Genomic DNA, 26,924 nt, shown 5'->3' with positions numbered 1-26,924 from the left:
AAATTGAATTACAAGCGTTTCGCAATTTATTTTACAAAGGGAATAAAGGGTGGAGAGAAATGAAGAGAAATTATTTAATGATTGGTGTGCTTACTGGAACAATGTTATTAGCTGGTTGTAGTTTAAGTGACTTTGGACTTGGAAGTGGAACATCCGACGATAATAACAAATCATCACAAACGGATAAATCGAATAAAGATAGTAATTCGAAATCTGATAATAGTACTAATAATAAGAAAAATAATGATGCGAATTCAGTAAACAGTGTTAAAGATTTAAATCAAGCTGAGAAAGTCGCATTAGCGCTAAGTGATGACAGTGTATCTAATGTAACTATAACTGCCAATGATTTAAAGCGTCATTCATACATTGAAAATAGTAATACTGGGAAAAGGCAACAAAGTATAGATAAATACGAATTAGAAGCAACTGGAGAAGCAGTTGAAGACGCACCAGAAGGGATGACATTTTATAGTGCTTCACCTGGCAAAGGATCTTTTGCGACGTTAATCGGTGTGAGTGATGATAAAGTAGCAGTAATAGGTACGCAAAATACAGGCAAATATCGACAATTTATTCAATCTGACTTAGGACATGAACTTGATGTTAAAGATTTATATCATAAATATGGCAAAGATTCAGATTATAAAAAAGTCGCAAAACAAATTTCTATTAGTGGTGGTTCTAATAGTGCACATTCTGCTAATAGTAATGATAAAAATACGAAAGAATACTTTGCTAAAATATGGCTGACAGCACGAAATGACGCAGATGACATATTTAACGGAGACGACCATACGTATGAACCTGTAGATATGTCGGGTAAACCGATTAATTCGTATAATGAAGATGCATCAGAAGTGTACCCTGAAGGAACCGTTGTATTAAGTCCATCCGTTACAGCTCTAGGTCACATTACGTTTAAAGATAATAATGATGGGACAGTCACATTTTACGATGTACCAAGTCATTTCCAAGACCATCGTTGGACCGAAGATGGCTACTCTAAACAAGAAACAGCTCGAATTTTGAAAAATGGTCAAACGAAGAAGATTAAGAATGCTTCAGATTCAGATATTGAAAAAGTAGCAAGTTACATTACATCTGATACGCCTAGACAACCTGAACATTATGATAGTTCAAATTCAGATGACAGTAGCTCAGAAGACTCTGATAGTAGTTCAAGTGACGAAACGGTGACACGTGATAATGTCATTGATAAAGTCGAAGAATACGAAGGGCATACTTTAGATACGGACACATACACATATAAAGAACCAGAAAAAAATTCTGACGGAGATTGGGGCTTCTCATTTACTGATAAAAATGGTGATTTAGCTGGATCATATATTGTAACCTCAGACGGTAGCGTTACGAAATATGATGAAAACGGCGAAGAAGAATAAATCTTTAAAATAAACGATAACAATGTATAAGGCACCTCGTTAATTTAGCTTAGTGATGTTCAATAAATTAACGAGGTGCCTAATTTTATTGTATTTTGTAGATACATAGATGAACTACTTTATCGAACACTTTCATTATTTATAAATACCTTTAATCTCATCTAATCTTTCTACAAAACTATCAATATATGATTGTGGTTTCAGAATCTTAGCATGTGGCGCTAATTGATAAGCTATATAGTACGCATCGAAACGCGTACAATTCACCCATACTGTAATATAATCCTCACTTCGTTCAACAACTTCTTTAATAGAAAATTGCTGTTGGAATTGGTTCCAAAAGTGTGTGTGTATTTGGAATAAAACAGGATTACAAGTGCCATCCTTCTTGAATTTCAAATTTAAAACTTTCACAGACAAGATATCACGAAGTAGTATCGTCTCAATTTCATGATCCTCTTCGTACGTAAACCAATAATCATAATGCATATACAAAATAGATAATGGTTTAATGACTATCTTTTTATCTTCAAGCTCGATGCGAACAATATCTTTATTCACAATCGCTTTTTGTAAAATCATAAGATTTTTCCCGGGCAATAATTCCTGTCTAATTTTAAATTGATTTAACGTACTCATTAAAACGTGTTTATCTGAAACCTTCATTGAACTAATTGAGCTAAGTAAAAATTTGTGAATATCGTGATGCAATATGGGTGTTAAACTTTGAAGTTTAATGAGTAAACTAAGAATGCCTAAACTGTGTTTACTTTGTGTTTTCTGCTTAAGTTCATATCCTGCCAATTGATGATTATAAACGACTCTAGTATTACTATGACTCCAAAACTCATTTTCATAAAAGAATGTGTTAATAGTATTAATATCACGCTGTATCGATTTCTTACTCACATCAGTAAATTGATTTAAGTCGTGTTGCGTAACAACGTGACCTTTAAGAAGCAAAGTTAAAATATTTAGTATACGAGTTGATTTATCCAAGAATTGGGTCCCCTTTGCATCAATTCTATATTTACTTTGAAAATTAATTATATAGTATCATATTCTTTTTACGATGTGTATAATTCCAAAATTAAAAAGTAGCGATATATCAATAAACATAAATATTAGGACGACGTTCATTCACAAAAGAGTTAATTTATAAATGTTTTATTTAATATTGCATTTAAAAGAAAAAAGTGATAAATTTTTATGTAAGCGGTTACACAAAAGGAGTGGCAAAGTGAGAACGATTAAAGAAGTGGCTCAACAAGCAAATGTGTCAGTAGCCACAGTCTCAAGAGTGATTAATAAAAGTGGTTATGTGAAAGAAGCAACACGTAAAAGAATTGAACAAGTCATCAAAGAATTAGATTATTATCCTAATGAGACTGCAAGAACTTTATTTACTAAAAAATCAAAAACAATTGGACTGCTTTTACCAGATATGAGTAACCCGTTCTTTACGATTGTTGCTAAAGGTGTAGAAGATACAGCAATTCAAAAAGGGTACCACGTCATGATTGGCAATGGTGAAATGCAAGAACATAAAGAACTAAACTATCTAACCACTTTTAAAGTGAATAATTGTAGTGGCGTTATTGCTTCACAGTTATCAACTCAATTTGCCTTTGATCAGTTTAATTCATATCAATTACCCTATGTACTAATTGACCGTGTAACAGATAATCAGCAATGTATAGAAGCGGACCATTATAAAGGTGGGAAACTACAAGCTGAGACAATTATTAAAGGAAATGCACAGCGTGTACTATTGTTGCATCAAGACTTGAATTATCGCTCTTTTGAAGAACGATTTACTGGTGCAAGGACTACTCTAAAGAATCATGACGTTCAATTATGGATTGAGGATGAGCATGACATCACAATTGATAAACTGAAAGCATATATTAACCATAACCAAATCGATAGTGTGATATGTAGTAATGACGTATCTGCGCTTAAAATCATGAAATGGTTACATGATTTACACTTCCATATTCCAGATGATGTACAAGTCATTGGATATGATGATATTCCATTAGCCAAGTTATTTTATCCAAGTCTGACAACGATAGAACAACCTGCGTATGAAATTGGGAAACAAGCAGCATTAGGTTTGATAAATCAATTAGAACACAATGACGTAATAACGAAAGTCGTATTAGATGTTGATGTCATTCATAGAGAATCTACAAGGAGGAAGAAATAATGACAAGTATATATGTAGTTGGAAGCTTATCTATTGATTTAGTAGTTTCTACAAATAAAGTACCAAGTAAAGGTGAAACCGTTCTAGGTGAGTCATTCTTTACGACACCTGGTGGAAAAGGGGCAAACCAAGCAGTAGCAGCTGCAAGACTCGGTGATGATGTTTACATGGTAGGACGCATCGGTGATGATGATTTCGGAAATCAAATTTTTACAAACTTAGAAGACAATCATGTTTTAACGACATTTCTGAAACCCGTTACACATTCTGCATCTGGTACGGCACATATCACTTTATCTGACAATGATAATAGTATCATCGTTGTACCTTCAGCTAATAACTATGTTACGTCAGATTACGCGTTGGAAGCTTTAAGTCAAGCTCAAGCAGGTGACATTGTTTTAATTCAACAAGAAATTCCTGCTGAAACAGTAAGAGATGTCGTATTATATTGCGATGAACACGATATGATATCAATTCTTAACCCAGCGCCATTCCGAGAAGTAGAGGCAGATGTTATTGAAAAAGCGACGTACATTACACCTAATGAAACAGAAAGCAATGCCATGTTCCAGACTGACATTGATAAAGCATTAGAGCGCTACCCTAACAAGTTAATAATTACATTAGGAGACAAAGGTGCTATGTATCATAACGGCACTGAAAAGATTCAAATTGATGGATTTAAGCGAGAAGTTAAAGATACAACAGGTGCTGGGGATACATTCAATGGTGCTTTCGCAGTAGGATTACAAAAAGGATATTCAATTGCACAAGCACTTAAACTTGCGAATTTAGCAGCAAGTCATTCAGTAACAGGTATGGGTGCTCAAGGAGGCATGCCAACCTTTTCAGAAATTGCAGGTGAATTAGATGTATAAAACAGGCATATTAAACAGCGACATTTCAAAAGTACTCAGTGATTTAGGACATACAGATCAAATTGTAATAGCTGATTGTGGGTTACCCGTTCCTAAAGACGTTAAGAAGATTGACCTTGCTTTAACATTAGGACAGCCAAGTTTTCTAGAAGTTTATGAAGTACTTAAGCAACACATGGAAATTGAACACGTAACGATAGCTGAAGAAATGGAAGTAGACAATGCACCTATCTTTGAACAAGTGACAAAGGACTTTTCAGAAATAGAACAAGTTAACCACGAAACATTTAAAGCATTAACTAAAAACGCTAAAGCAATTATTCGCACAGGGGAAGCAACGCCATATGCAAACATCATACTTCAAAGTGGTGTCATATTTTAAGGGGTGAAATTAATGATTCAAATGACTAATATCCATAAAGCCTTCGGGGACAACGAGGTTCTAAAGGGTGTAGATTTTACTCTAAAGCCAGGTACAGTGCATGCACTAATGGGAGAAAACGGGGCTGGTAAATCAACACTCATGAAAATTCTAGTCGGGATTCATAAAAAAGATCAAGGTGTTATCACTAATTCTGATATTGAGATCGACTATAACAATCCTAAAGAAGCGGAAGAAAAAGGATTAACATTTATTCACCAAGAACTGAATTTATATCCAGAATTAACAGTGCTTGATAATTTATTCGTTGGAAAAGAAATCAGAAACAAAATAGGAATACTAAATAAAAAAGAAATGAAGCAACAAGCTGAGCAAGTGTTTAAAGAATTAGATTTCTATATTCCATTAAACAAAGTGGTCAAAGATTGCTCAATTGGTGAGCAACAAATGATAGAAATAGCTAAAGCGATGATGACTAAAGCACAAATCATTATTATGGATGAACCAACAGCAACATTAACAGATAAAGAAATTCGACGTTTGTTCGACATGATTCTTAATTTAAAAGCTAAAGGTGTGGCATTTGTATACATTTCACATAGAATGGCTGAAATTTTTGAGATTTCGGATGAAATAACGGTGATGCGTGATGGTGTCTCTGTTATGTATGATGAAACGGCAAATCTAACATACAACCAAATTGTTAAAGCAATGGTTGGACGTGAATTAGATGAACAGTTCCCACATAGAACGTATGAACCTCAAGATGTTGTTTTAAACGTAAAACGCCTCAATAATCCGCTACATCATATTGAGAATCAATCATTTTATCTTAAAGAAGGTGAAATATTGGGCGTGAGTGGTCTAATGGGGGCAGGTCGTACTGAGATGATGAGAAGTTTGTTCGGTGTCGATAAAGCAGATAATGAAATTGAAATTAAGGGACAAACAGTATCTATAACGTCTCCAATCGAAGCGATGAAACATGGGCTTGCTTTTATAACTGAGAATCGCAAAGAAGAAGGGTTAATTTTAGACTTCTCCATTCAAGACAATATGGTGTTACCTTCATTATTTAGCTTTTCAAAACATGGCATCGTAGACGATAAAAGTTCTGAGCAATTTGTTGATACGATGCGTAAAAGACTCAATATTAAATCTCCAGGTAGACTGCCGGCCGGCTCACTATCAGGTGGTAATCAACAAAAGGTCGTATTAGCAAAGTGGATTGGTACCGGTGCGCAAATCATTATTTTAGATGAGCCTACACGAGGTATTGATGTCGGAGCAAAAAGAGAAATTTATCAACTTATGAATGAACTTACGGATCGTGGTGTGTCTATTATTATGGTCTCATCTGAATTGCCTGAAGTCATTGGTATGAGCGATAGAGTGATGGTCGTTCACGAAGGTAATATCAAAGGGGATCTTACAGGAAATGAAATTACAGAAGAAAATATTATGACTTTAGCTACAGGGGGAACTTTAAATGAAACAGTTAACAGCTAAAACATCGTTCATGGAAAAGATTATTCCATTTATTGGTCTGATTTTATTAATTATTGTAGTGAGTATTTTAAACCCATCATTTTTAGATTTATCTAATTTACTCAATTTATTAAGACAAATTTCTATCAATGGTCTGATTGCCTTTGGTATGACATTCATTATCTTAACTGGCGGTATAGACTTATCAGTTGGTTCAATTCTTGCATTATCATCGGCGTTTATTGCATTAATGATTACGAGTGGTGTTGACCCAATAATTGCATTAATTATTGGCGTACTGATTGGTTTTGTTTTAGGTGCAGTAAATGGTTTATTAGTTACTAAAGGAAATATGGCGCCATTTATTGCAACACTTGCGACAATGACGATTTTCCGTGGATTAACATTAGTTATTACTGACGGAAATCCAATAACAAATTTAGGTGATAGTTATTTATTCCAATTATTTGGTAAAGGCTACTTTATCGGTATTCCAGTACCAGCAGTAACAATGATTATCGTGTTTGTGATTTTGCTTATTATTCTTCAAAAAACAACATTTGGACGTCATACATATGCGATTGGTGGGAATGAGGTAGCTGCTAAAATTTCAGGTATTAAAGTTAATAAAATTAAAATTTTAATTTATGGAATTTCAGGGCTAATGTCAGCGTTAGCTGGAGGCATATTAACATCACGTTTAAATTCTGCACAACCAACAGCAGGTACTTCTTATGAGTTAGATGCCATTGCTGCCGTAGTACTTGGTGGTACGTCATTAACAGGTGGTAAAGGACGAATTGTTGGAACATTAATAGGTGTACTTATTATAGGTGTTTTAAATAATGGATTAAATTTACTTGGTGTTTCTTCATTTTACCAACAAGTCGTTAAAGGTGTAGTTATTTTAATTGCGGTATTAATTGATCGTAAAAAATAAGAGAAAGCAGGATAACAATATGAAAAAATTATTAGCCATTACATTAGCACTTGTCCTATTTTTAACAGCATGTTCCTTAGAATCACCCTTGAAAAATGATAAAAATGGTAAAACAAATAAGAAAAAATCAGAAATTACAATAGGCGTAAGTATTTCAACTTTAAATAATCCATTCTTCGTTAAAATTAAAAATGGAATTGAAAAAGATGCTAAAGCACAAGGTATGAAAGTTAAAGTTGTAGATGCTCGAGATGATTCAGCTAAACAAACGAATGACATTGAAGATTTAATTCAACAACAAGTTGATTATTTAATTGTTAACCCAACAGATTCAAGTGCGATTTCAAGTGCTGTGGAGTCAGCGAACAATGAGGGTATTCCAGTAATCACGTTAGATAGATCTGTAGATAAAGGCGAAGTTGCGTCATTTATTGCATCAGATAACGTTGAAGGCGGTAAAATGGCTGGGAACTACTTAGTTGATAAAGTGGGTAAAAATGCAAAAGTTGGAGAACTTGAAGGTGTTCCAGGTGCAAGTGCAACGAGAGAAAGAGGTAAAGGGTTCCATGAAATTGCAGATAAACAGTTAAAAGTAATTGCTAAACAAAGTGCGAAGTTTGATAGAGCAGAAGGATTAAACGTGACGCAAAATATGCTTGAAGCACATCCTGACATTAAAGCCATCTTTGCTCAAAATGATGAAATGGCACTTGGTGCAATCGAAGCAATTGGGGATAAGGATATTCAAGTCATTGGATTTGATGGCAACGAAGATGCAATGAAATCAATAAAAAATGGCAAACTAGATGCGACAATAGCTCAACAACCTGAACTTATGGGTAAAGAAGCAATTAAAGTGGTCAATGGATTAATGAAAGGCGACTCTGTAAATAAACAAATCAAAGTACCATTAAAATTGAAACAAAGTAAGAACTAAATATGTCTGAAATAATAAAGATTCTGAGACGGTAAGTCATCTCAGAATCTTTTTTAATTAATAAGTGATTGATGAGAACGTAACAATGCATAAACTGTATCTAGATGTGGTGTGTTCACGTTATGAGATTTTGCCTGTCTAAAGATAAATCCTTGTATTGCTTCGACTTCTAATGGCTGATGATTGATTATATCGTAATACATACTTGTGCCCATATGATCAGGATAGCCAGCATAAATTTGCATAATGTCATCGACGATTGTATTTGGAAACTGTATACCTGATGCTTCAGCTACTTGATGTCCTTCTTTTAATAGTTGACGACATAGATGTTTGACTTCGTTAATTTTTAAGATTTGAGCAGTATTGTGACCAAGTGCAGTTATAGAATTAATACCTAAATTTACTAATAATTTATACCAAATTTTTTCTTCAATATTGTCTTCTAAAACCATTTCTATTTTGGTTGTATCGAATAGGGATTTTAGATGCGTTGTGGTATCATCTTTCTGCAAATGTAAACGATAATCTCGAAAATGAACGACTTCGTTTCCGGATTTTTGGCCACTTATGTATACGACTGCCTGATATTTGTGATTGAAAGGAAGTTGCGGCAATAAGCCATAACCATTTTGAGCTAAAATAAAGCACGTTTCATTATGTGCGAAGTGATGTAATTTTGGAATTAGTGAATTAAGTTGGTGCGTTTTAACCGCAATGATAATAACATCAAATTGCGTATTTATGTCATCAATACTTTGGACTTTGATAGTTTCATTTGCAGGTTGGAGGGTCATTATCTTATTAGAACGACCGATTAATGTAACGTTTGGCAGTGATTGTTGCAGTTCATAAGCAATCGTCGTACCAACAGCACCTGGTCCAATAACAGCAATTTTCATTTTAAACTTTCCTTTCTGATTAGAATCAAACATATATGTATAGAAGTATTTGTGCTCTGTAAATATAATCATATAGTATAATCATTTTACTTTTCTATGTAAATTAATCTTTTAATTAAAAAGATGGATAAGCAAAGATAAATATTAGAACAGAAAATGATATGATTTTATATGGAAGTTGATATATAATATTGAGTTGAAATAATGGGATAGCAACTTATAAAGTTTTGTTTAAAAATGTGGACATAAATAATAGGAGTTAATTTAAAATGAAAAATTTAGCAAAATTAGTTGAAATGAAACAAGACAAAACGAAAATTTCGATGATTACAGCATATGACTTTCCAAGTGCCAAACAAGCACAGGATGCAAATATAGATATGATTTTAGTTGGTGATTCACTTGGAATGACGGTATTAGGTTATGAAACAACAACACAAGTGACATTAGAAGACATGATTCATCACGGCAAAGCGGTACGTAGAGGTGCTGATGATACTTTTGTAGTAGTGGACTTACCAATTGGCGCAGTTGGTGTAAGTGATGAACATGATTTGAAAAATGCGATAACACTTTATCAGGAAACAAATGCCAATGCGTTAAAAGCAGAAGGTGCACATTTAGTTAATTTCATTAAGAAATCAACACAAATTGGAATACCAATCGTAGCGCATCTAGGATTAATGCCACAAAGCGTTGGTGTTATGGGATATCGATTACAAGGTAGCACGAAAGATGCGGCTAAACAGTTAATTCAAGAGGCACATGCAGTTCAAGAAGCAGGCGCAGTTGCTTTAGTATTAGAAGCGATTCCAAGTGACTTAGCTGGTTTAATTAGTGAGCAATTAGATATACCCGTTATTGGTATTGGCGCAGGAAAAGACACAGACGGTCAAGTATTGGTTTATCACGATATGTTAAATTATGGCGTTGATCGCTATGCTAAATTTGTAAAACAATTTGGCGATTTTTCAGTAGGAATTGATGCCATCAAACATTATGATGAAGAAGTTAAGGCAGGGACTTTTCCAGCTGAAGCCCACACATATAAGAAAAAGATATTGAATGAGGTAAACAGCAATGACTAAAGTGATTCAAACTGTATCTGAGATGCAACAAATTACACAGGAATTGAAGCGTACAGGTAAAACGATTGGCTTCGTTCCAACGATGGGAGCCTTACATGAAGGTCATTTGAGTATGATGCGTCGCTCAGTTGAAGAGAATGATATTACTGTAATTAGTGTATTTGTAAACCCTCTACAATTTGGTCCAAACGAAGATTTCGATGCCTATCCACGTCAAATTGATCAAGATGTAGCCTTAGTTGAAGCAATTAATGTTGATTATGTATTCCATCCAGCAGTAGAAGAAATGTACCCAAACGAGCTAAGTGTCACGTTAAAGGTAGGACGTCTAGCGGAAGTCTTAGAAGGTGCACAACGTCCAGGTCATTTCGATGGTGTAGTTACAGTCGTAAACAAGTTATTTAATATTGTGAGTCCTAATAAAGCATACTTTGGTAAGAAAGATGCACAACAGCTCGCAATTGTTGAAAAAATGGTAGAAGATTTTAATCATCCAATTGAAATTGTAGGTATTGATATTGTACGTGAAGCGGATGGACTTGCACGTAGTTCGCGAAATGTATATTTAACTGACGATGAGAGACAAGAAGCTGTTCACTTGAGTAAAAGTTTGGAAATAGCTCAAACATTGTATAAACAAGGAGAGCGACGTAGTCATATTATTGTTGGTGAGATTAAGACATACTTATCGAAACATACAAGTGGTCATATTGATGAAGTTGCAATTTATAGTTACCCTGATTTAGAAGTTGCGACAGAAATACAAGGACAAATTTTTATATCTTTAGCTGTTAAGTTTTCGAAAGCACGATTGATAGATAATATAATTTTAGGAAGTGAATAGTAAGTTATGATTAGAACGATGATGAACGGTAAGATCCATAGAGCACGTGTGACTGAATCAAATTTAAATTATGTTGGAAGTATTACGATTGATGCCGATATATTAGACGCAGTCGATATTTTACCTAATGAAAAGGTAGCCATCGTAAATAACAATAACGGTGCCCGCTTTGAAACATATGTTATTGCTGGTGAACGAGGTAGTGGCAAGATTTGTCTTAATGGTGCAGCATCTCGATTAGTTGAAGTTGACGATGTGGTGATTATTATGACCTATGTTCAATTAGATGAACGTGAATTAGTTGACCATGCGCCTAAAGTGGCTGTTATGAATGAAAAGAATGAAATTATTCAAATGATTCATGAAAAAGAAGGAACAATAATCAAATAAATAAGTGTGACGGCAGTCTAAAATAACAAAATTGATTTGATCCGGTAGCTTAAAAGCTATCGGATTTTTGTGTGGGCTCTGTATCAGAGTGTTATAAACATCACCTAAAATTATAATATTTGTATAGTATAATAATATTATATAAAAGTGTTATAAGATTAGAGGGATCGTTAATGAAAAAATTTCTATCACTTAGTATCACATTTATGTTAGTGTTAACAGCCTGCAGTACACATGAACCATCTAAAGAAAATAAAACGGAATCTCACACGAAACAAACGGATACTAAAACAACAAAAGACAATAAAAAGCAAAACAAGATTGATAATAAAAAGAAGGATGAAGAAAAAAACAAAGATATTATACCTAACTTTTCTGAAAAGGAAAAATTGGCTTTAGCTTTTTGTGTCGATCACGTTGACCAATATACATTAACTAAAAATGAAATTTTAACTGGATTTTATTTAGCTATAGCTCCAGCTGGAGAGAAACACTATAAATTAGTTGATTTTACGTTAGTTAAATATGATAAACCTATTGCAAATGCGCCAAAAGATATGCATTTTTACACCGTATATCCTGACAAAAGAAGTTTCGCTGCCATCATCGGTGTGAATAATGAGAAGATATTCTTAGGAGGAACGCAAGCTGCAATCATTGATTATAATGAATTAATGCAACATGGAAGAGAAGTAAATTTAAAAGATGTCTATTTAAAAAATAAAAATAATAAAGCCTTGCCAGAATTAGTAAGTAAAATGCATATTGATAATAAGTATCCTGAAATAAGTTATGACGAGAATGGAATGTCTAATAAAGAGATAGAACGATCGGGTGTAGTAGATTACATCTTAGAAATCAAATCTATCAAATTATTGCAGATTTTGAAGGTATTAGCTTAAAAGATTCAGGTTATTTATGGGAAGATGTGAAGCTACTTAATTCAAATGGAGATTGGTCGGTACGATATCGCAATCAAGATGGAGAAATCGTTGGTTCTTATAGAAATATGAATGACAAAATTCAAAAGCTCGATGCTAATGGAAATGTAGTGAAAGAAAAAAAGGTTGAATAGTACATACAAACGCTCAGAATGCAATATATTAGCTTTCTGAGCGATCTTTATATTTAACATATTCCTCTAAGGATTGACCAGAGTGTTGTACTTTAGTCGCATTGTTTTTTCCTAGGTAACGCAAATGCCACGGTTCATATTGGTAGCCTGTGATCTGTTCTTTACCTTTTGGATAACGCACGATAAAACCATAACGATGGGCATTTCGCGCAATCCATTGTCCTTCCTTTGTTGCTCCAAAACATTCGCGTAAATTAGCATCTGATCCAATAGCACCCACATCATAACTTAACCCACTTTGATGTTCAGAAGTGCCAGGACGTGCACTATAACGGTCTGCATTTTCTTCACCATCGCGCGCAACATATTGATTATATAAATTCACTTGTGTTTCGTAACTTCTAAATCCACTAATCTTATAAAGACTCACACCATCTCTTTCAGCATCAGTAAACATTTGTTGTAATGCACGTTGTGCTTTAGGCTTCTCACCAGGATTGTAATCAGATGGTAGTTTAGTTGTTTTATTAACGATTAAAATGCCGTCATAGTATGTTCTACCATTTATGACTTCCTTCTTCTGTTGTTCATTGCCAGTAGTTTTAGTCGATGCATTACGATCATTCTTATTTTCTACGTCTTGTTCAAAGCTACATGCACATAAAATTAAGGTACTCAAAATTAAAATTGTAAGAAACTTCTTCACAATATAATTCCTTTCCAAAAATATTTTAATATCATATTATTCATTACAATGTAAGATTAGCATAAAAAAACAAATGAATTAAGAAGAAATATAACAAAATTACATATAAATTAGATTTTGACAAATGTAATAATATTTTGTAAATTGTAATTGAAGTGAAATATTATTCTTTTTAGAGGTGATGTTTATTGAATGGTAGTTTGATTATTATTGAATCATCTTTAAGCGATTTAAATCCCTCGGAACGTAGAGTTGCAGAGTATATTCTTGAGCATCCAGATGAAATTATTAATTATTCCGTACAAAAACTAGCAGACCTAACAAACGTCAGTGTGGCAACGGTTGTTAGGTTATCTAAAAAGCTAAAATGTAAGGGCTTTCAAGACTTAAAGTTAAAAATCGCTTATGACTTAAACGAACCAGGGAGTAATCAACGTGGTTATGCAGAAATAGATAAAGATTATTCAATTGAAGAAGTTACGCAAACTGTATTTCATAATAATACTAAGACTTTAAGAGATACAGAAAGAATTTTATCAACAGAAAACATTAAACATGCTTTTGAATTAATTGTTAATGCGAGAAAAACTTGTATCTATGGTATTGGAGCTTCAGCTCTTATTGCACAAGATTTTAAGCAAAAACTAACACGTATTGATTATTGGTGTGATGTCGGAAATAGCTTTGATGAACAAGTTACTTTAAGTGCTAATCTTTCTTCAGAAGATGTAGTAATTGCTATATCAAGTTCAGGTCAAACTAAAGATATAGTTAATTCTACTCAGTTAGCTAAAGAGAAAGGTGCAAAAGTAATTTCTATAACGAAATATGGTGATAATCCTATATCTAATTTATCAGACGTACAGCTGTTTGTTAGTTCTTCCGAAAAAGCAAAAAGAAGTGGAGCAATGAGCTCAAGAATTGCAATGTTAAGTATCATTGATATTTTGTATATTTGCATTGCCAGTAATGATTATTTAAGCAACCGTCAGAAATTAGAAAATACAAGAAAAGCTATAAAAAATAATAAATTCAAATAGAGGAGTGTTTTAAATGAAAGTAATTATGGTTTGTTCAGGTGGAATGTCAAGCGCAATGGTTGTTGACTCAATAAAGAAACAAGCAGAAAAGGAAAATTATGATCTTGAAATTAAAGCGGTCGGATCAGAGGAATTTGAGAATGAAATTGAAAATTACGATTTAGGGCTAGTTGCTCCACAAGTTAAGCATCGTTTAGATAAGTTTAAAAAGATGGGAGATGAAGTTGGAAAACCAGTTGATGTAGTTGATCCAATGGGTTATACACCAATAGGTGCGCCTAAAATTTTAAAACAAATTAAAGGATACGATAAATAATATAAATGTTTGGGAGATGGTTTTATGCAAAAGATATTACAATGGCTTGAAAAAGTATTAATGACACCAATGGCAAAAGCATCTGAGCAAAGACATTTAGTTGCCATTCGTGATGGTATTATTGCAACGTTACCATTGATTATTGTTGGATCATTCTTCACTTTATTTGCGTCACCACCAATACCCTATCTTGCAGATTTAGTACAACCACATGCTGAGAAGATAATGATCGCAAATAGAATGACATTAGGTTTAATGGCTTTATACGCAGCGTTTTGTATGGGGTATAATTTATCAAAATCATACAAAATGGATGGTCTTTCAGGTGGTTTACTTTCATTAGCAACCTTTCTAATGATGAATATTCCATTAAATTTAGATGATAAATTAGCTAAAAAAGATGCTGTTGGATATGTGTTGCCTATGGCGGATTTAGGAGGTTCTGGTTTATTTGTAGCTATCATTTCTATGATATTTGCAGTAGAAATAAGTCGATTAGTTATTAAATCAGGTTTTACTATTAAAATGCCGGAACAAGTTCCTAGTTCAGTTGCCAGATCTTTTGAATCTTTAATTCCAGCAACTTTAGTTATTATCATTTCATGGTTCGTTCGTGTGATTTTAAATATAGATTTAAATAAGATTGTTAACATGCTATTTGAACCGCTTGGCAAATTTGCAGGTGATTCATTATTAGGTGCTTTAATACCAGTATTCTTTATTGTTCTTTTATGGGCTGCAGGTATACATGGTGTTGCTGTTATGGGGGCTGTTTTCCAACCGATTTGGTTCTCACTTTTAGATCAAAACATAGACGCAAAAGCAGCTGGAGAGCAACTTCCTAATATAGTTGTAGAACCGTTTTTCCAATGGTTTGTTTGGATTGGAGGAGCAGGTGCAACGTTAAGTTTGTGTATATTAATGGTTTTCTCTAAATCAGAGTATCTTAAAAAAGTAGGGAGATTCTCAATTATTCCTAGCATATTTAATATAAATGAACCTCTTATTTTTGGGACTCCATTAGTAATGAATCCTATTCTAGCTTTACCATTTATATTTATTCCTTTGGTTTTAACGACTGTCACGTATTTTGTTTTTAAATTAGGATTAATTGCAAAAATTACAATTTTAGCACCATGGACATTACCAGGACCTATCGGTGCATTGTTTGCCACTAACGGAGATTGGAAAGCACTGATATTAGTATTAATTAATTTACTTATTGCAATCGTGCTTTATTATCCTTTCTTTAAAAAATATGAGCGTGAAATGTTAGCTCAAGAACAAAGTCTTAATGAAGATTCTGCAGAAAAAGAATAGGATAGGTGACTTGTTATGGAAAATAAAAATGAAGCAGAAATATTTGAAATTATTGCACATGGAGGAAATGCGAAAAGTTTAGCTTATGAAGCATTAAATAGTGCTACTGAAGGAAATTTTGAGGAAGCAAAAAAATTTTTAGATGAATCAGAGCAAGAAATGGCAGAAGCTCATAAAACACAAACACGTTTAATTCAAGATGAAATTAATGGTGAAAAAGTAGATACTTCGCTATTAATGATTCATGCACAAGACCATCTTATGACAGCATTGAGTGAAAAAAGCTTAATTGAAAAGATGATTGAACTATATAAAAAGTTAGAAGAGAAGTGATATTCCATGAGACTTTTGTATATATTAAGTTTATTAATTCTATTAATTTTTTGCTTAAAGCTATCACAATTGATTATTAAGAAAGTAGCGATTAACAGATGGTTACTTTTAGTAATTATGCCATTTATCATTGGTATTCCAACTTTAATTTTCGATGAAATTAATGCATTCGGATGGATAATTATATATTTTTTGATTACATTCAATAGTATTTTATTTTTTGAAAAATCAAGACAATTACTTGAAAATAAAAAAATTAAAGGTGTTATCTATAAATCTGAGGAGGGCAAATAAATGCATCGATTAGGTATCTCAATTTATCCTACACAATCTGACTTAGAGATGATGAAAGATTATATTGATAATAGTGTGAGATATGGTTTTAAACGAATATTTACTAATTTGCTATCTGTGAAACAAGAAGAACGTGAAATTTTTGAAAAGTTTAAGGAAATTGTTAAATATGCCAATAAGAACGGTATGGAGGTCATTGCTGATATTAATCGAGAAGTGTTTAAAGACCTTCAAATAGATAATTTAGATTTAACATTTTTCGATCAATTAGGAGTTTCTGGAATTAGAATTGATTCAGGTTTTTCAGCACAAGAAGTAGCAAAAATGACTCATAATAAGCAAAATATGTTTATTGAATTAAATATAAGTACGAGTGCAACATTTATTAATGATGTTCTAAATTATAAGCCTAATAAAGACAATTTGATAGGATGTCACAACTTTTATCCACAGCAATATACAGGTTTATCATTTAATCATTTTCAAAAAACATCAGAATCATATAAACAACATCAATTGACGACTGCAGCATTCGTGACATCTCAACATGGCAATATAGGACCATGGAAGGTAATGGAAGGTTTACCTACATTAGAAGACCATAGAGATTTGCCGATTGAAGTTCAAGCGAAGCACTTATTAATGACTGGGCTAATTGATGATATTATTATAAGTAACGCTTATGCTACCGATGAAGAGTTATATGCATTATCCAAGATTAATTTATCAATGCCTACACTCAATATAGAGTTAAATCCTGATATTTCAAATTTAGAAAAAAAGATTGTTTTGGAAGAAGAGCACTTTAATCGTGGTGATGTCTCAGATTATGTTATTCGCTCTACAATGAGTAGAGTTCATTTTAAAGATAGAGAATTTCCATCACATAATACTTCTAAAATTGAAAAGGGAGATATTTTAATTTGTAATGAAACTTATGGTCATTATAAGGGAGAAATGCAGATAGCACTTCAAAATATGGAAAATAGTGGTGTGAAAAATGTTATTGGTAAAATTACTGAAGATGAACATTTTTTATTAGATTTAATAGAACCTTGGCAATCTTTCGTGTTGAATGTGAAAGAATAGGATTGATTTAACAATGAATTTTAATAAGAAATATTATATTGGTATTGATGGCGGAGGAACAAAAACGGCAGGTGTGATTGGTAACGACTATGGAGAAATCGTCGGGTATACTATGGCTGAATCTACAAATATACAGGTTAAAGGGTTAGATTCTGTTAAAACGACATTAATGAATATGATATCGATATTAAGAAAACAAGCTAAGATAGAGTTAAATGATATAAACAGTATATATTTATCTTTAAGTGGTGCTGGGAGAGATTTAGAAAAAAACTTAATCAAAAAGTCATTGGAAGGATACAAATTGCATAGGATAAAAGTTATTGTTGAAAATGACGCCATATGTGCTTTGGCATCGGGTACATATGGAGAGTCCGGTATTGTACTTATAGCTGGTACTGGATCTATATCATATTGCTATAATAAGAAAACAAATGAATTAAATAGAGTTGGTGGATGGGGATATGTACTAGGTGATGAAGGTAGTGGATATGATATAGGTAGGCAAGCACTTGTTGCAATAATGAAAAGTTATGATGGAAGAGGTAAGTCTACTCAATTAACTGAAGCACTTAAGAAATATTTAAGTCTAAGACATGAAACAGATATAATTCCATACGTGTATCAAAATTTAGAGATGCGATCAAATATCGCTTCATTAGCAAAAGTAGTTTTTGAAGTTGCGCGAAGTGGTGATGATGTTGCTATAGAAATTATTAATAACAGTATAGATTCATTGATTGAGTTAGTTAAGGCTGCGTTTCTTTCAATTGATAAAAAACAATATAAGCCACCTATCGTATTATGTGGGGGTCTATTTTCTAATCTTGAGTTTAAAGATAATGTTATTAATAAGTTGAAGAAGACATATCCAAGTAATGAAATTATAATACCTAAATTCCCACCCGTAATTGGAGCTTATGTATTATCTTTAATAGAAAATAATCAGAATAAAATTACTCGAACGATTCAACAAGCTGTTGAAAATAGTTGGAACGACATTAATAAATTATATTAAAAAGAGTGCTCCAAAAATTATAATGGAGCACTTTTTTTGCAAGAAATACTTTCAAATAAGTATTTACAAAGTACACTTTTATAAATAAAATATAGTATAATTAATTGATTTTAAAAATGCAAATGATATGAGGAGACATAGATGAAGAAACTATTATTTATGTGTGGGGTGTTTTTACTTTTACTTGCAGCTTGTGGTTCTAATGATGGTTCCAAAGAAGATAGTGCTAAAACGAAATCTAACGCGGAACAAACAAAATCTAAGAAGTCTAAAAAAGATCAAAAGCTGGAAAAGGAAGTAGCAAAGCTTTCTGAAAAACAAAAATTAGCACTTGCCTTCTGTGTGGAGGATGTTGAGCGATATACATTGACTAAGAATGAAATTCTAACTGGAATTTATGAATACAAACTTGCGACTGGAAATAAAAACTTTAAACTAGTTGATTTCAAACTTGTGAAGTACGATGATAGCATCAAAAATGCTCCAAAAGGTATGAATTTCTATAATGTATCACCTAATAAAGGGAACTTTGAAGCATTAATCGGAGTTAGTAACGATAAAATCTTTATCGGACGCATGCAATCTGGTTCATTAGATTACAAAGATTTATTAGGAAAAGGTAAAGAAGTAAAATTAATTGATGTCTATAAAACGAATAAAGACAACAAAGCTTTACCAGAATTAACGTATAAGATAAATATTGTAGATAATTTATCTAAAAAAGATAAAGAAAATAACAATCCATTATCTGCAGAATACTTAGAGAAATCAGGAACAGTTAATACGCATTTCCGTAACCAAGTGTATCAAATGATTTCGGATTTCGAAGGTATTGCGGTAGGTAAGACAAACTATTTATGGGATGATGTTAAAATGGTCGGTCATAGTGGCGATTGGATTGTGAATTATCGAAATAAAGATGGCGAAATTTTAGGTACATATAAAACTAAAAATAATAAAATTATTAAGTTAGATGCTAATGGTAAAGTTATAAAGCAAGAAAATTAATAAGTTCATACTCAAGTTCTCAGGTTAATTAAATTAGCTTGAGAACTTTTTTTATAGGGTTTTATAATTATGCCAGTATGATACGATAAAGGTAAGGGAAAGACGGCAATTAAAATTACGCAAAGGAGTTTATGCTTATGAATCCAAAAGTAGGTTTTGGCGAAGCATTTAAGTTGTTTTGGAAAAATTATTTTAATTTCAAAGGTCGTTCAAGACGAAGTGAATTCTGGTTTATGCAATTATGGCATTTAATCTTTTATGGACCCGCTCTGATTCTTTATATTATGGCATTAATCATGATTATGTTCGCAGCAGGGTTTCAATCTGAAGGCTTATCAATTTTAAGCGTAGTTATGTTAGTTATCACAATCATTTATATGGTTTTATACGCAATTATTACATTCATTCCTAATTTAGCGATGACAGTCAGACGCTTCCATGACACTGATCGTACGATGTTTATTCCTATCTTATCAGTTGTATTAGGTGTGATATCTTTTATTGTGCAATTAATCTGGAATATTAATGACCCTAATGGTGAAAATGGTTGGGCATTGTTATTTATTCTCCTATTTTCCCTAGTACAATTTGCTGTTTCAATCTACCAAATAGTAATCACATGCTTAAATAGTAAATTTAATAAAAATAAATATGGAGAAAGCCCTAAATTTAAAGGACACTATGAATAATTCAATGTGCTAATTCAATATGCTTAGCAACATAAATTAAGGTTCAACGTGCAGTTAATGATTAACCACGTTGAACCTTTTTAGTATGTCTATTTACGTTTACCTACATGCCATTTCCAATATGTGAACATGCGCAGGAGATATTCTAATGGACCGTATCGAAAGTATCTTTGATGCAATGTTGCTAATAACACTAAAAGAATATAGATAATTACGAATAAAATGCTTGTGTAAATGAGTATATCTTTGCCAAATAACCCTAGACCGTAACTATAGAAGACGAGTGTACCAATGATACTTTGTGTAATGTAAACGGTAAGAGATATTTTGCCAGCATTTTCCAAACCTTTAAAAATTGGATGCGTCTCATAACGTTGGTATAAATATTTAAATAAACTCATGTAACCTAAGGATAAAATCGGTCCAAATATAGCTACAAGCGTACCTGAAATAGCCTCGTTATCCAACCAGAGTATGGTTGATTTGGCAATAATAGATACTGGAATAAGGTATATAAAGAGTTTCGATGTCCAAAAGTGTTTCGCATCTTTCTCGAACCATCCACATCTAGAAAGGAAGATACCTAAAGTGAATAATGGTACTTCAAAAAGTATAGCTATCAAGAAGATAGCACCTTTATTATCGCCTAATTGATCTTCTAATTCTGCAAATTTAGGAGATGTCGCTATATCATCTACGTGATGGATATCGTTATAACTACCTTCTGTATAAATCTTTTGCACTTTATGAATATATGAAGCTGAATCATATTTGTCAGATGATGTAGACGCTTGAGAATCATCAAACATAGACCAAATACCCATCACGAGCATGAGAGAAATAATTACAATATTAAACCATTTGAAAGCTTTCGTACTTAGTGAAATAAAGGGTATCACACATAACATAGCTAAACTATAAGCTGTTAATATATCGCCTTCCCATATGTAACTTGCATGGATAAAGCCTAAGATAAGTAAGAAAATGGCACGACGTAATAATTTTAATCTAGGCCGTGGCAATCCTTTTAATTTCATAGACTGATACAGTTTATCCATCGAAAAGCCAAACAGTATTGCAAAAATAGGTAAAAAACTTTCTTCAACAAGTATGATGATAAGGTTGAATATTCCTTGGTTTACAGGGGTTAAATGGAAATGTTCGATGTAGTCTTTGCCAGATAAACTAAATTGAAATATAAGTAGATTAGCAAGAAATATGCCTAATAAGCTAAAACCTCTTAAACTATCAGCAATTGTAATTCGTTTCATAATGTCACCTCAATACTCACAGTAAACAATAATGATAAAATCTATCATAATTTCATCTTAAATCTATCTTAAATCATCAACTAAACTATAAAGAAGCGGGGTGACAAAATCATAATTTGAACTCATCATCCCGCTTATATTGATAATGTTTTACATGAAACAATGTTAATCCAAATCTTTAACCTGATCCTTGGCTCTTTTGTAGATTTTGTTAGGGAAGTTAGTAATTCGCAACAATTCAATTGCATTTCTCGTATTCGCTTTCCCTTTTTTAATTTTGTAATCAAAGTGGATTTCATCGTTTTCAATCGTTTCATTAAAGTGATAGTTTTGATAATTGTCCTTTAATAATTCTGAAAGTTCGATATCATGTGTCGCTGCTACAATTCTGTACTCTGGTTGATGATTCAAATATGATAATACAGATTCTGATGCTGCAATACGTTCAGTTGTATTCGTGCCTTTAAAGATTTCATCTATGAAGCAGTACACTGGCATATGCGTCTCTATATCGAATAGACGACGAATAGATTTCAACTCAGCCATGAAGTAACTATCGCCCGACAGAACATCATCGGCATTAGCCATTGACGTATAAACTAAGCCGGGACGATAGCTAAACGCATCCGCCGTCGCAGTTTCTATCGTTTGTGCAAGAATAAGGTTAATTGCTACGGCTTTCATAAATGTTGATTTTCCTGATGCATTCGACCCCGTTAGTAGAATATTGTGGTTAATGTCGAGGTCGTTTGGGACTGCATTTTCCAGTAAAGGATGAATCAAATTAGTGAATGTTAATGTTTGCTCATTCGAAAAGGCAGTCGGCTCACAATAAGTGTCTAATGTGCGTCGATACATGGCTAATGAATAGTGATTATCTAAGATGCTTACATAGTCATAGCAAGCCATTACCTCGTCTTGATATCGATAATACGTATGCTGGATGATATGGAAGAGGAAATAATCCACCATGAATGCCATCTTGAGTAACATAATAAATGCGCCACCGATATCTTGATCTCCCACTTTACCTAGTAGACCACTAAATAAACGTGCCCCTTTAAAGTGACTAAAGTTCGTATTAACTTCTGGTGTGCCTTTAATTTGGTCGAGATGATAACCTTCCTTAAGGACTTTCGCTGTATAGAATAATGACTTTAAATCTTGATCATAAGTACGTTTCAAGGTACCGGATAATACAATATTTAGTAGTATCGAAAATAAAGTTATAAGTACTCCAGTTGATGGAGAAATGAAACAAATAATGAGTCCAATAAATGGTAGAAATGGACAAATCATAAATAAATTATTTCGCTTTATTGCTTTAAGTTGATCAGGGAAAATAGGGTACACCACTTTACCAATAGAAGCGAGATGATAAGATACATTGACCCTAAATGTTTCATCATTATTAAATTGGTCTAATAGTTGTTTGTTATTAACCTTAAACATATTGCGTAATGTGGCAAACCAACGCATCTCTCCAATAGCCGTGAAGTTAAAGTTACTACGATGGAAGATTTCTTCCATATTTAAATCCGAACATGTTTTATCATCGATGAGGTTGTTATGTTGGTCACGTTTGAGTTTGAATTGATAGTCGAAGCGGGAATTTGGGCGTATGAAGTTCTCAATAGGCTTCTTATTACGCCAAAGTGTATGTATATGGTTGATCAATTTCCTCTTGTCTACTATTGTCACAACAACATTTACAATCAAGCCTAATATGATAATACCGATTACCAATAATGCATAAGTCTGATAAATATTCATAACTAAACTCCTTATAAAAATTAAATCATCTACACAATTATTTCAAAATTTTATGCAATTAACAAAAGTAGATAAGATAAAAAATCACTTCATACATTAGATGTTTATACACATCGAAATGATTAAATTTTTAATTGCTTCATATTGGTTTCTTAGTGTATATCAGTTATGCTTATAGAGAAATGTAAAAACACAATTGGGTTGGTAGTCCCAATGCAAATGCAATCATTTGTCAGTAACCTTCCTCCTCAGGTCGTCCCTCATTTCAAGTTATATATAGAGGAGGGACAATCATTGGAATTATCAATATTTCATGATGGTCAGTTTTTCATAGGATTGGTTGAATATAGGGAAGAAGATAGGGTTAAGTTGGTGAAATTTACCTTTGGAACTGAGCCAAATAGTGCTGAAATTTTTAATTTTATTTATGGTCATTTAGATGAATTGATAAATCAAACGAAAGTTTCCATTGAAAAAAAGAAACCAAAAAAAGTAAATCCTAAACGTTTACAAAGGCAAGTTGCTAAAGAACAAAAACAACCTAAAACTTCAACTTATGCTCAAAAAGCAATCAAAAAAGAGCAAGAAATGAAAAAAGTACAGGGTAAAAAGAGTAAGAAATTAAAAAAAGAACAGACAAAAGCACGCAAACGACAGCTTAAAGTTCAAAAAAATAAGCAAAAGAAAAAGGGCCATTGAATCTCGCGAAAATAGGATCTCAAACATTTTATATGTATGAGATTCTATTTTTTATTTAATCATTCGCCTTATAACTTTGCCACATAGATTTCACAACATAGCTCATGATATGCTTATTAATGACATAGGAGGATTTGACTGATATGAAAGACAAATATATATCATCTATAACTCATTTTTCACATCGTCATCAACGACACTTTGTAGGTGAACGTTTATGATGACTTTTTTAGCCATTCTCATTTTTGTTATTACTTTGATTTTTGTTATTTGGCAACCTAAAGGACTAGATATAGGAATTACTGCTGTTGTAGGCGCAGTTTTAGCGCTTATTACTGGAGTTGTTGGTTGGTCTGACATCGTGGAAGTAACAGATATCGTTTGGAACGCAACTTTAACATTTGTCGCTGTCATCTTGATTTCACTTATTCTGGATGAAATTGGTTTCTTTGAATGGGCTGCATTACATATGGTTCGAGCATCTAAAGGTGACGGTTTCAGAATGTTTGTTTACATTATGCTCCTCGGTGCGATAGTGGCAGCATTTTTTGCGAATGATGGTGCTGCACTTATCTTGACGCCAATCGTTTTAGCGATGGTACGTCATCTTGGATTTAGTAAGAAAGTGATCTTTCCTTTCATTATCGCAAGTGGCTTTATCGCTGATACAACGTCGTTACCTTTTACGGTAAGTAACTTAGTGAATATTGTTTCTGCGGATTACTTCAACATTGGATTTGTAGAATATTTGAGTCGTATGCTAATACCAAATATATTCTCACTTCTAGCAAGTATCATTGTATTATGGATTTATTTTCGAACATCGATTCCAAAGACCATTGATATTCGAAAGGTTCAAAGTCCTGGTGCCGCGATTAAAGATCAGAAACTATTTCGCATATCTTGGCTTGTTTTAGCAATACTATTAATAGGTTATCTTGTCAGTGAGTTTATACACGTACCAGTGTCTCTGATTGCTGGAATTGTCGCTATTATCTTCCTACTCTTGGCACGCCAATCAGATGTTGTTTCTACTGGAAAAGTAATCAAAGGTGCGCCATGGAATATCGTGATTTTTTCATTAGGTATGTATTTAGTTGTATTTGGACTTAAAAATGTTGGCATTACAACCATATTAGGTCATATATTTGCATCTATATCTGCGCATGGCTTATTTACTAGTATTATGGGCGTAGGTTTTATTTCTGCAATTTTATCATCTATCATGAATAACTTACCGACCGTTTTAATTGATGCGATAGCAATACATCAATCACAAGTGACAGGTATCCTTAGAGAAGGTATGATTTATGCGAATGTAATAGGGTCTGACTTAGGTCCGAAGATTACACCTATAGGTTCATTAGCCACTTTATTATGGCTTCACGTTTTAGCTCAAAAAGATGTCAAAATATCATGGGGCGTTTACTTTAAAACAGGAATAGTCATTACGATTCCAGTACTCTTTTTCACGTTGTTAGGACTATTTCTTACATTACTCATTTTTTAAAAGGAGAAAATCATAATCCGCAATGGGAATAACAGTTAGGCATTCATACGTATCTTTTGAGAATAGACAAACATAGGGTTTAAATTTTTTGATACTATTTTAAAGTATATTCAAGAGAAGTTAGATTGCTCACCATCCCAAAATGTTAATGTATAAATCGACCATTCAAACAGTTAATTGCTAACTTTTATACACCGTGCAGTCTAACCTCCTTGTAATATAAGGCTTAGATATATACATAGTTGAATATACATATTTCGCCACTATTAATTGGAAGTATACGTTTTAAAGATAATTGATTAGTTTAGCGAGAATAGCTTAAGTGAGGTAACGGATGTTTCGTCTATGATCCGTCTATCTCACTTTTTTACGTTTATAGAGTGGATTTGTAAGGACAATATGCTAATTACATTTAAACGAGCATATATGTTTGTGATAAAAGAAATTCATAGTATCTTGAACGTATAAGTATTCCAATTCTATTGAGGTGAGAATGTGAAAGCATTAATTGTATATGCCCATCCTGAACCAAAGTCATTCAATGATGCATTAAAAGATAAAGCTGTAGAAACATTAGAAGCACAAGGTTATGAAGTTAAAGTTTCGGATTTATACGCAATGGATTTTGATCCAGTTGCTAGAAAAAAAGATTTCAAAAACTTAACAGATCCTGAATTCTTCAAATACGCAATAGAACAAAAAAATGCATATGATAACGATGAATTAACATCAGTGATTAAGGAAGAATTTGAAAAACTGTTATGGGCAGACTTAGTTATTTTCCAATTTCCACTATGGTGGTTTAGTGTTCCAGCCATACTTAAAGGTTGGTTTGATAAAATCTTTATGTTTGGTGGCATTTATGGCGGAGAATATGACCGTTATGACAAAGCTCGATTAACAGATAAAACAGCCATGATCTCAACTACGACTGGCTCACCCGAAGGAAGCTATGCTGCAAATGGTTTCTCAGGAGATATTTATGAACAAGTATTATTCCATATTAACCATGGTATGATTTATTTCTCTGGTATGACACCATTAGAACCATTTATTGCTTATCAAGTTAGCCATAGCGAAGAGGTAAGACGTGACTATCTTGAACAATTAGCTGAGAAATTAAAACATATCGATGACATTCCTAGAATTCAATATCATAAATTAGAAGATTTCGATGATAACGGACAATTAAAATAGACATTTTTGAAATACAAGCATCATCAAAATGAATCATTTATTCATTTTGGTGATGCTTTTTTAATTGTAAGTATTTATAGGTCTAACCAGCGCTGAAATGACGAAAATAACAAATGTAA

General features: G+C 32.8%; 29 protein-coding genes. 24 read left to right on the top strand and 5 right to left on the bottom strand.

Going from position 1 to position 26,924, the window contains the following annotated elements; genetic code table 11:
- The first annotated feature begins 515 nt into the window (after positions 1-515).
- A complete protein-coding gene (locus F1592_RS14015; RefSeq protein WP_390895813.1) occupies positions 516-1,406 on the top strand; it encodes a hypothetical protein in 891 nt (296 codons plus the stop codon).
- A gap of 135 nt (positions 1,407-1,541) precedes the next feature.
- Here F1592_RS14015 and F1592_RS06910 read toward each other — a convergent pair whose 3' ends face one another.
- Complete coding sequence (locus F1592_RS06910; protein WP_107609742.1) at positions 1,542-2,405, bottom strand: hypothetical protein; 864 nt, start codon at positions 2,403-2,405, stop codon at positions 1,542-1,544.
- A 241-nt stretch (positions 2,406-2,646) separates the two neighbouring features.
- Between F1592_RS06910 and F1592_RS06905 the strand changes: the two genes are divergently transcribed.
- From F1592_RS06905 to F1592_RS06880, 6 genes are read left to right on the top strand one after another with little or no spacing between them, the layout of a single operon-like run.
- On the top strand, positions 2,647-3,615 hold the full coding sequence (locus F1592_RS06905) for a LacI family DNA-binding transcriptional regulator (RefSeq protein WP_053016145.1): 969 nt from the start codon (positions 2,647-2,649) through the stop codon (positions 3,613-3,615).
- Complete coding sequence (gene rbsK, locus F1592_RS06900; RefSeq protein ID WP_053016146.1) at positions 3,615-4,496, top strand: ribokinase; 882 nt, start codon at positions 3,615-3,617, stop codon at positions 4,494-4,496. Before F1592_RS06905 ends, rbsK begins: the two co-directional genes overlap by 1 nt.
- Complete coding sequence (rbsD, locus tag F1592_RS06895) at positions 4,489-4,878, top strand: D-ribose pyranase (protein ID WP_011274505.1); 390 nt, start codon at positions 4,489-4,491, stop codon at positions 4,876-4,878. Before rbsK ends, rbsD begins: the two co-directional genes overlap by 8 nt.
- Before the next feature lie 12 nt (positions 4,879-4,890).
- A complete protein-coding gene (locus F1592_RS06890; RefSeq protein WP_053016147.1) occupies positions 4,891-6,387 on the top strand; it encodes a sugar ABC transporter ATP-binding protein in 1,497 nt (498 codons plus the stop codon).
- The gene (locus F1592_RS06885; protein WP_011274507.1) at positions 6,368-7,306 is read left to right on the top strand and encodes an ABC transporter permease subunit; all 939 of its coding nucleotides are present in this window, start codon (positions 6,368-6,370) and stop codon (positions 7,304-7,306) included. Before F1592_RS06890 ends, F1592_RS06885 begins: the two co-directional genes overlap by 20 nt.
- A gap of 19 nt (positions 7,307-7,325) precedes the next feature.
- Positions 7,326-8,243 carry a D-ribose ABC transporter substrate-binding protein gene (locus F1592_RS06880; protein ID WP_053016148.1) on the top strand — a complete coding sequence of 306 codons (918 nt, stop codon included), beginning with the start codon at positions 7,326-7,328 and terminating at the stop codon, positions 8,241-8,243.
- Positions 8,244-8,296: 53 nt separating this feature from the next.
- On the opposite strand, the gene F1592_RS06875 is transcribed toward F1592_RS06880, so the two are convergent.
- Positions 8,297-9,145 (bottom strand): oxidoreductase, encoded by an 849-nt coding sequence (locus F1592_RS06875; RefSeq protein ID WP_053016149.1) that lies wholly within the window; start codon positions 9,143-9,145, stop codon positions 8,297-8,299.
- 269 nt (positions 9,146-9,414) lie between these two features.
- Here F1592_RS06875 and panB point away from each other — a divergent pair, with 269 nt between their 5' ends.
- The 5 genes from panB (at position 9,415) to F1592_RS13750 (ending at position 12,542) form a co-directional block, all read left to right on the top strand.
- On the top strand, positions 9,415-10,233 hold the full coding sequence (panB, locus tag F1592_RS06870; RefSeq protein WP_053016150.1) for a 3-methyl-2-oxobutanoate hydroxymethyltransferase: 819 nt from the start codon (positions 9,415-9,417) through the stop codon (positions 10,231-10,233).
- Positions 10,226-11,077: a pantoate--beta-alanine ligase gene (panC, locus tag F1592_RS06865; RefSeq protein WP_053016151.1), complete on the top strand. Its 852-nt coding sequence runs from the start codon at positions 10,226-10,228 to the stop codon at positions 11,075-11,077. Before panB ends, panC begins: the two co-directional genes overlap by 8 nt.
- Before the next feature lie 6 nt (positions 11,078-11,083).
- A complete protein-coding gene (panD, locus tag F1592_RS06860; RefSeq protein ID WP_011274512.1) occupies positions 11,084-11,467 on the top strand; it encodes an aspartate 1-decarboxylase in 384 nt (127 codons plus the stop codon).
- Between the two features lie 173 nt (positions 11,468-11,640).
- Positions 11,641-12,369, top strand: a complete 729-nt coding sequence (locus F1592_RS06855; protein WP_223197222.1) for a hypothetical protein — start codon at positions 11,641-11,643, stop codon at positions 12,367-12,369.
- A gap of 26 nt (positions 12,370-12,395) precedes the next feature.
- Positions 12,396-12,542 carry a hypothetical protein gene (locus F1592_RS13750; protein ID WP_223197221.1) on the top strand — a complete coding sequence of 49 codons (147 nt, stop codon included), beginning with the start codon at positions 12,396-12,398 and terminating at the stop codon, positions 12,540-12,542.
- Positions 12,543-12,570: 28 nt separating this feature from the next.
- On the opposite strand, the gene F1592_RS06850 is transcribed toward F1592_RS13750, so the two are convergent.
- Positions 12,571-13,248 (bottom strand): M15 family metallopeptidase, encoded by a 678-nt coding sequence (locus F1592_RS06850; RefSeq protein ID WP_053016152.1) that lies wholly within the window; start codon positions 13,246-13,248, stop codon positions 12,571-12,573.
- Between the two features lie 188 nt (positions 13,249-13,436).
- Between F1592_RS06850 and F1592_RS06845 the strand changes: the two genes are divergently transcribed.
- From F1592_RS06845 to F1592_RS06805, 9 genes are all read left to right on the top strand, one after another.
- Entirely contained in the window at positions 13,437-14,288 is an 852-nt protein-coding gene (locus F1592_RS06845; protein ID WP_053016153.1) for a MurR/RpiR family transcriptional regulator, read from the top strand.
- Positions 14,289-14,301: 13 nt separating this feature from the next.
- Entirely contained in the window at positions 14,302-14,604 is a 303-nt protein-coding gene (locus F1592_RS06840; RefSeq protein ID WP_053016154.1) for a PTS sugar transporter subunit IIB, read from the top strand.
- A 24-nt stretch (positions 14,605-14,628) separates the two neighbouring features.
- Positions 14,629-15,924 (top strand): PTS sugar transporter subunit IIC, encoded by a 1,296-nt coding sequence (locus F1592_RS06835; RefSeq protein ID WP_053016155.1) that lies wholly within the window; start codon positions 14,629-14,631, stop codon positions 15,922-15,924.
- A gap of 15 nt (positions 15,925-15,939) precedes the next feature.
- Complete coding sequence (locus tag F1592_RS06830) at positions 15,940-16,257, top strand: PTS lactose/cellobiose transporter subunit IIA (RefSeq protein WP_053016156.1); 318 nt, start codon at positions 15,940-15,942, stop codon at positions 16,255-16,257.
- Positions 16,258-16,263: 6 nt separating this feature from the next.
- Complete coding sequence (locus F1592_RS06825) at positions 16,264-16,551, top strand: hypothetical protein (protein ID WP_053016157.1); 288 nt, start codon at positions 16,264-16,266, stop codon at positions 16,549-16,551.
- A complete protein-coding gene (locus F1592_RS06820; protein WP_053016158.1) occupies positions 16,552-17,640 on the top strand; it encodes a DUF871 domain-containing protein in 1,089 nt (362 codons plus the stop codon). It abuts the gene before it with no gap.
- Between the two features lie 13 nt (positions 17,641-17,653).
- On the top strand, positions 17,654-18,658 hold the full coding sequence (locus F1592_RS06815; protein WP_053016159.1) for an N-acetylglucosamine kinase: 1,005 nt from the start codon (positions 17,654-17,656) through the stop codon (positions 18,656-18,658).
- 141 nt (positions 18,659-18,799) lie between these two features.
- Positions 18,800-19,666, top strand: a complete 867-nt coding sequence (locus tag F1592_RS06810) for a hypothetical protein (protein ID WP_149809369.1) — start codon at positions 18,800-18,802, stop codon at positions 19,664-19,666.
- Positions 19,667-19,803: 137 nt separating this feature from the next.
- Positions 19,804-20,355 carry a DUF805 domain-containing protein gene (locus F1592_RS06805; RefSeq protein ID WP_107611996.1) on the top strand — a complete coding sequence of 184 codons (552 nt, stop codon included), beginning with the start codon at positions 19,804-19,806 and terminating at the stop codon, positions 20,353-20,355.
- Positions 20,356-20,444: 89 nt separating this feature from the next.
- Here F1592_RS06805 and F1592_RS06800 read toward each other — a convergent pair whose 3' ends face one another.
- Together F1592_RS06800 and F1592_RS06795 are read right to left on the bottom strand one after the other, a co-directional pair.
- Complete coding sequence (locus F1592_RS06800) at positions 20,445-21,626, bottom strand: DUF418 domain-containing protein (RefSeq protein WP_149809370.1); 1,182 nt, start codon at positions 21,624-21,626, stop codon at positions 20,445-20,447.
- Between the two features lie 165 nt (positions 21,627-21,791).
- Positions 21,792-23,399, bottom strand: a complete 1,608-nt coding sequence (locus F1592_RS06795) for a MutS-related protein (protein ID WP_053016163.1) — start codon at positions 23,397-23,399, stop codon at positions 21,792-21,794.
- Between the two features lie 294 nt (positions 23,400-23,693).
- Here F1592_RS06795 and F1592_RS06790 point away from each other — a divergent pair, with 294 nt between their 5' ends.
- The 3 genes from F1592_RS06790 (at position 23,694) to F1592_RS06780 (ending at position 26,805) form a co-directional block, all read left to right on the top strand.
- The gene (locus F1592_RS06790; protein ID WP_053016164.1) at positions 23,694-24,098 is read left to right on the top strand and encodes a YjdF family protein; all 405 of its coding nucleotides are present in this window, start codon (positions 23,694-23,696) and stop codon (positions 24,096-24,098) included.
- A gap of 220 nt (positions 24,099-24,318) precedes the next feature.
- Positions 24,319-25,608, top strand: coding sequence for an arsenite efflux transporter membrane subunit ArsB (gene arsB, locus F1592_RS06785; protein ID WP_107609750.1), 1,290 nt, complete (start codon positions 24,319-24,321; stop codon positions 25,606-25,608).
- 495 nt (positions 25,609-26,103) lie between these two features.
- On the top strand, positions 26,104-26,805 hold the full coding sequence (locus F1592_RS06780) for an NAD(P)H-dependent oxidoreductase (RefSeq protein WP_053016165.1): 702 nt from the start codon (positions 26,104-26,106) through the stop codon (positions 26,803-26,805).
- The last annotated feature ends 119 nt before the right edge of the window (positions 26,806-26,924 follow it).

The sequence above is a fragment of the Staphylococcus sp. GDX7P312P genome, from assembly GCF_008385775.1.
In the GTDB taxonomy this organism is placed as follows: Bacteria; Bacillota; Bacilli; order Staphylococcales; family Staphylococcaceae; genus Staphylococcus; species Staphylococcus haemolyticus.
This window is presented reverse-complemented; position numbering and strand designations above follow the sequence as displayed.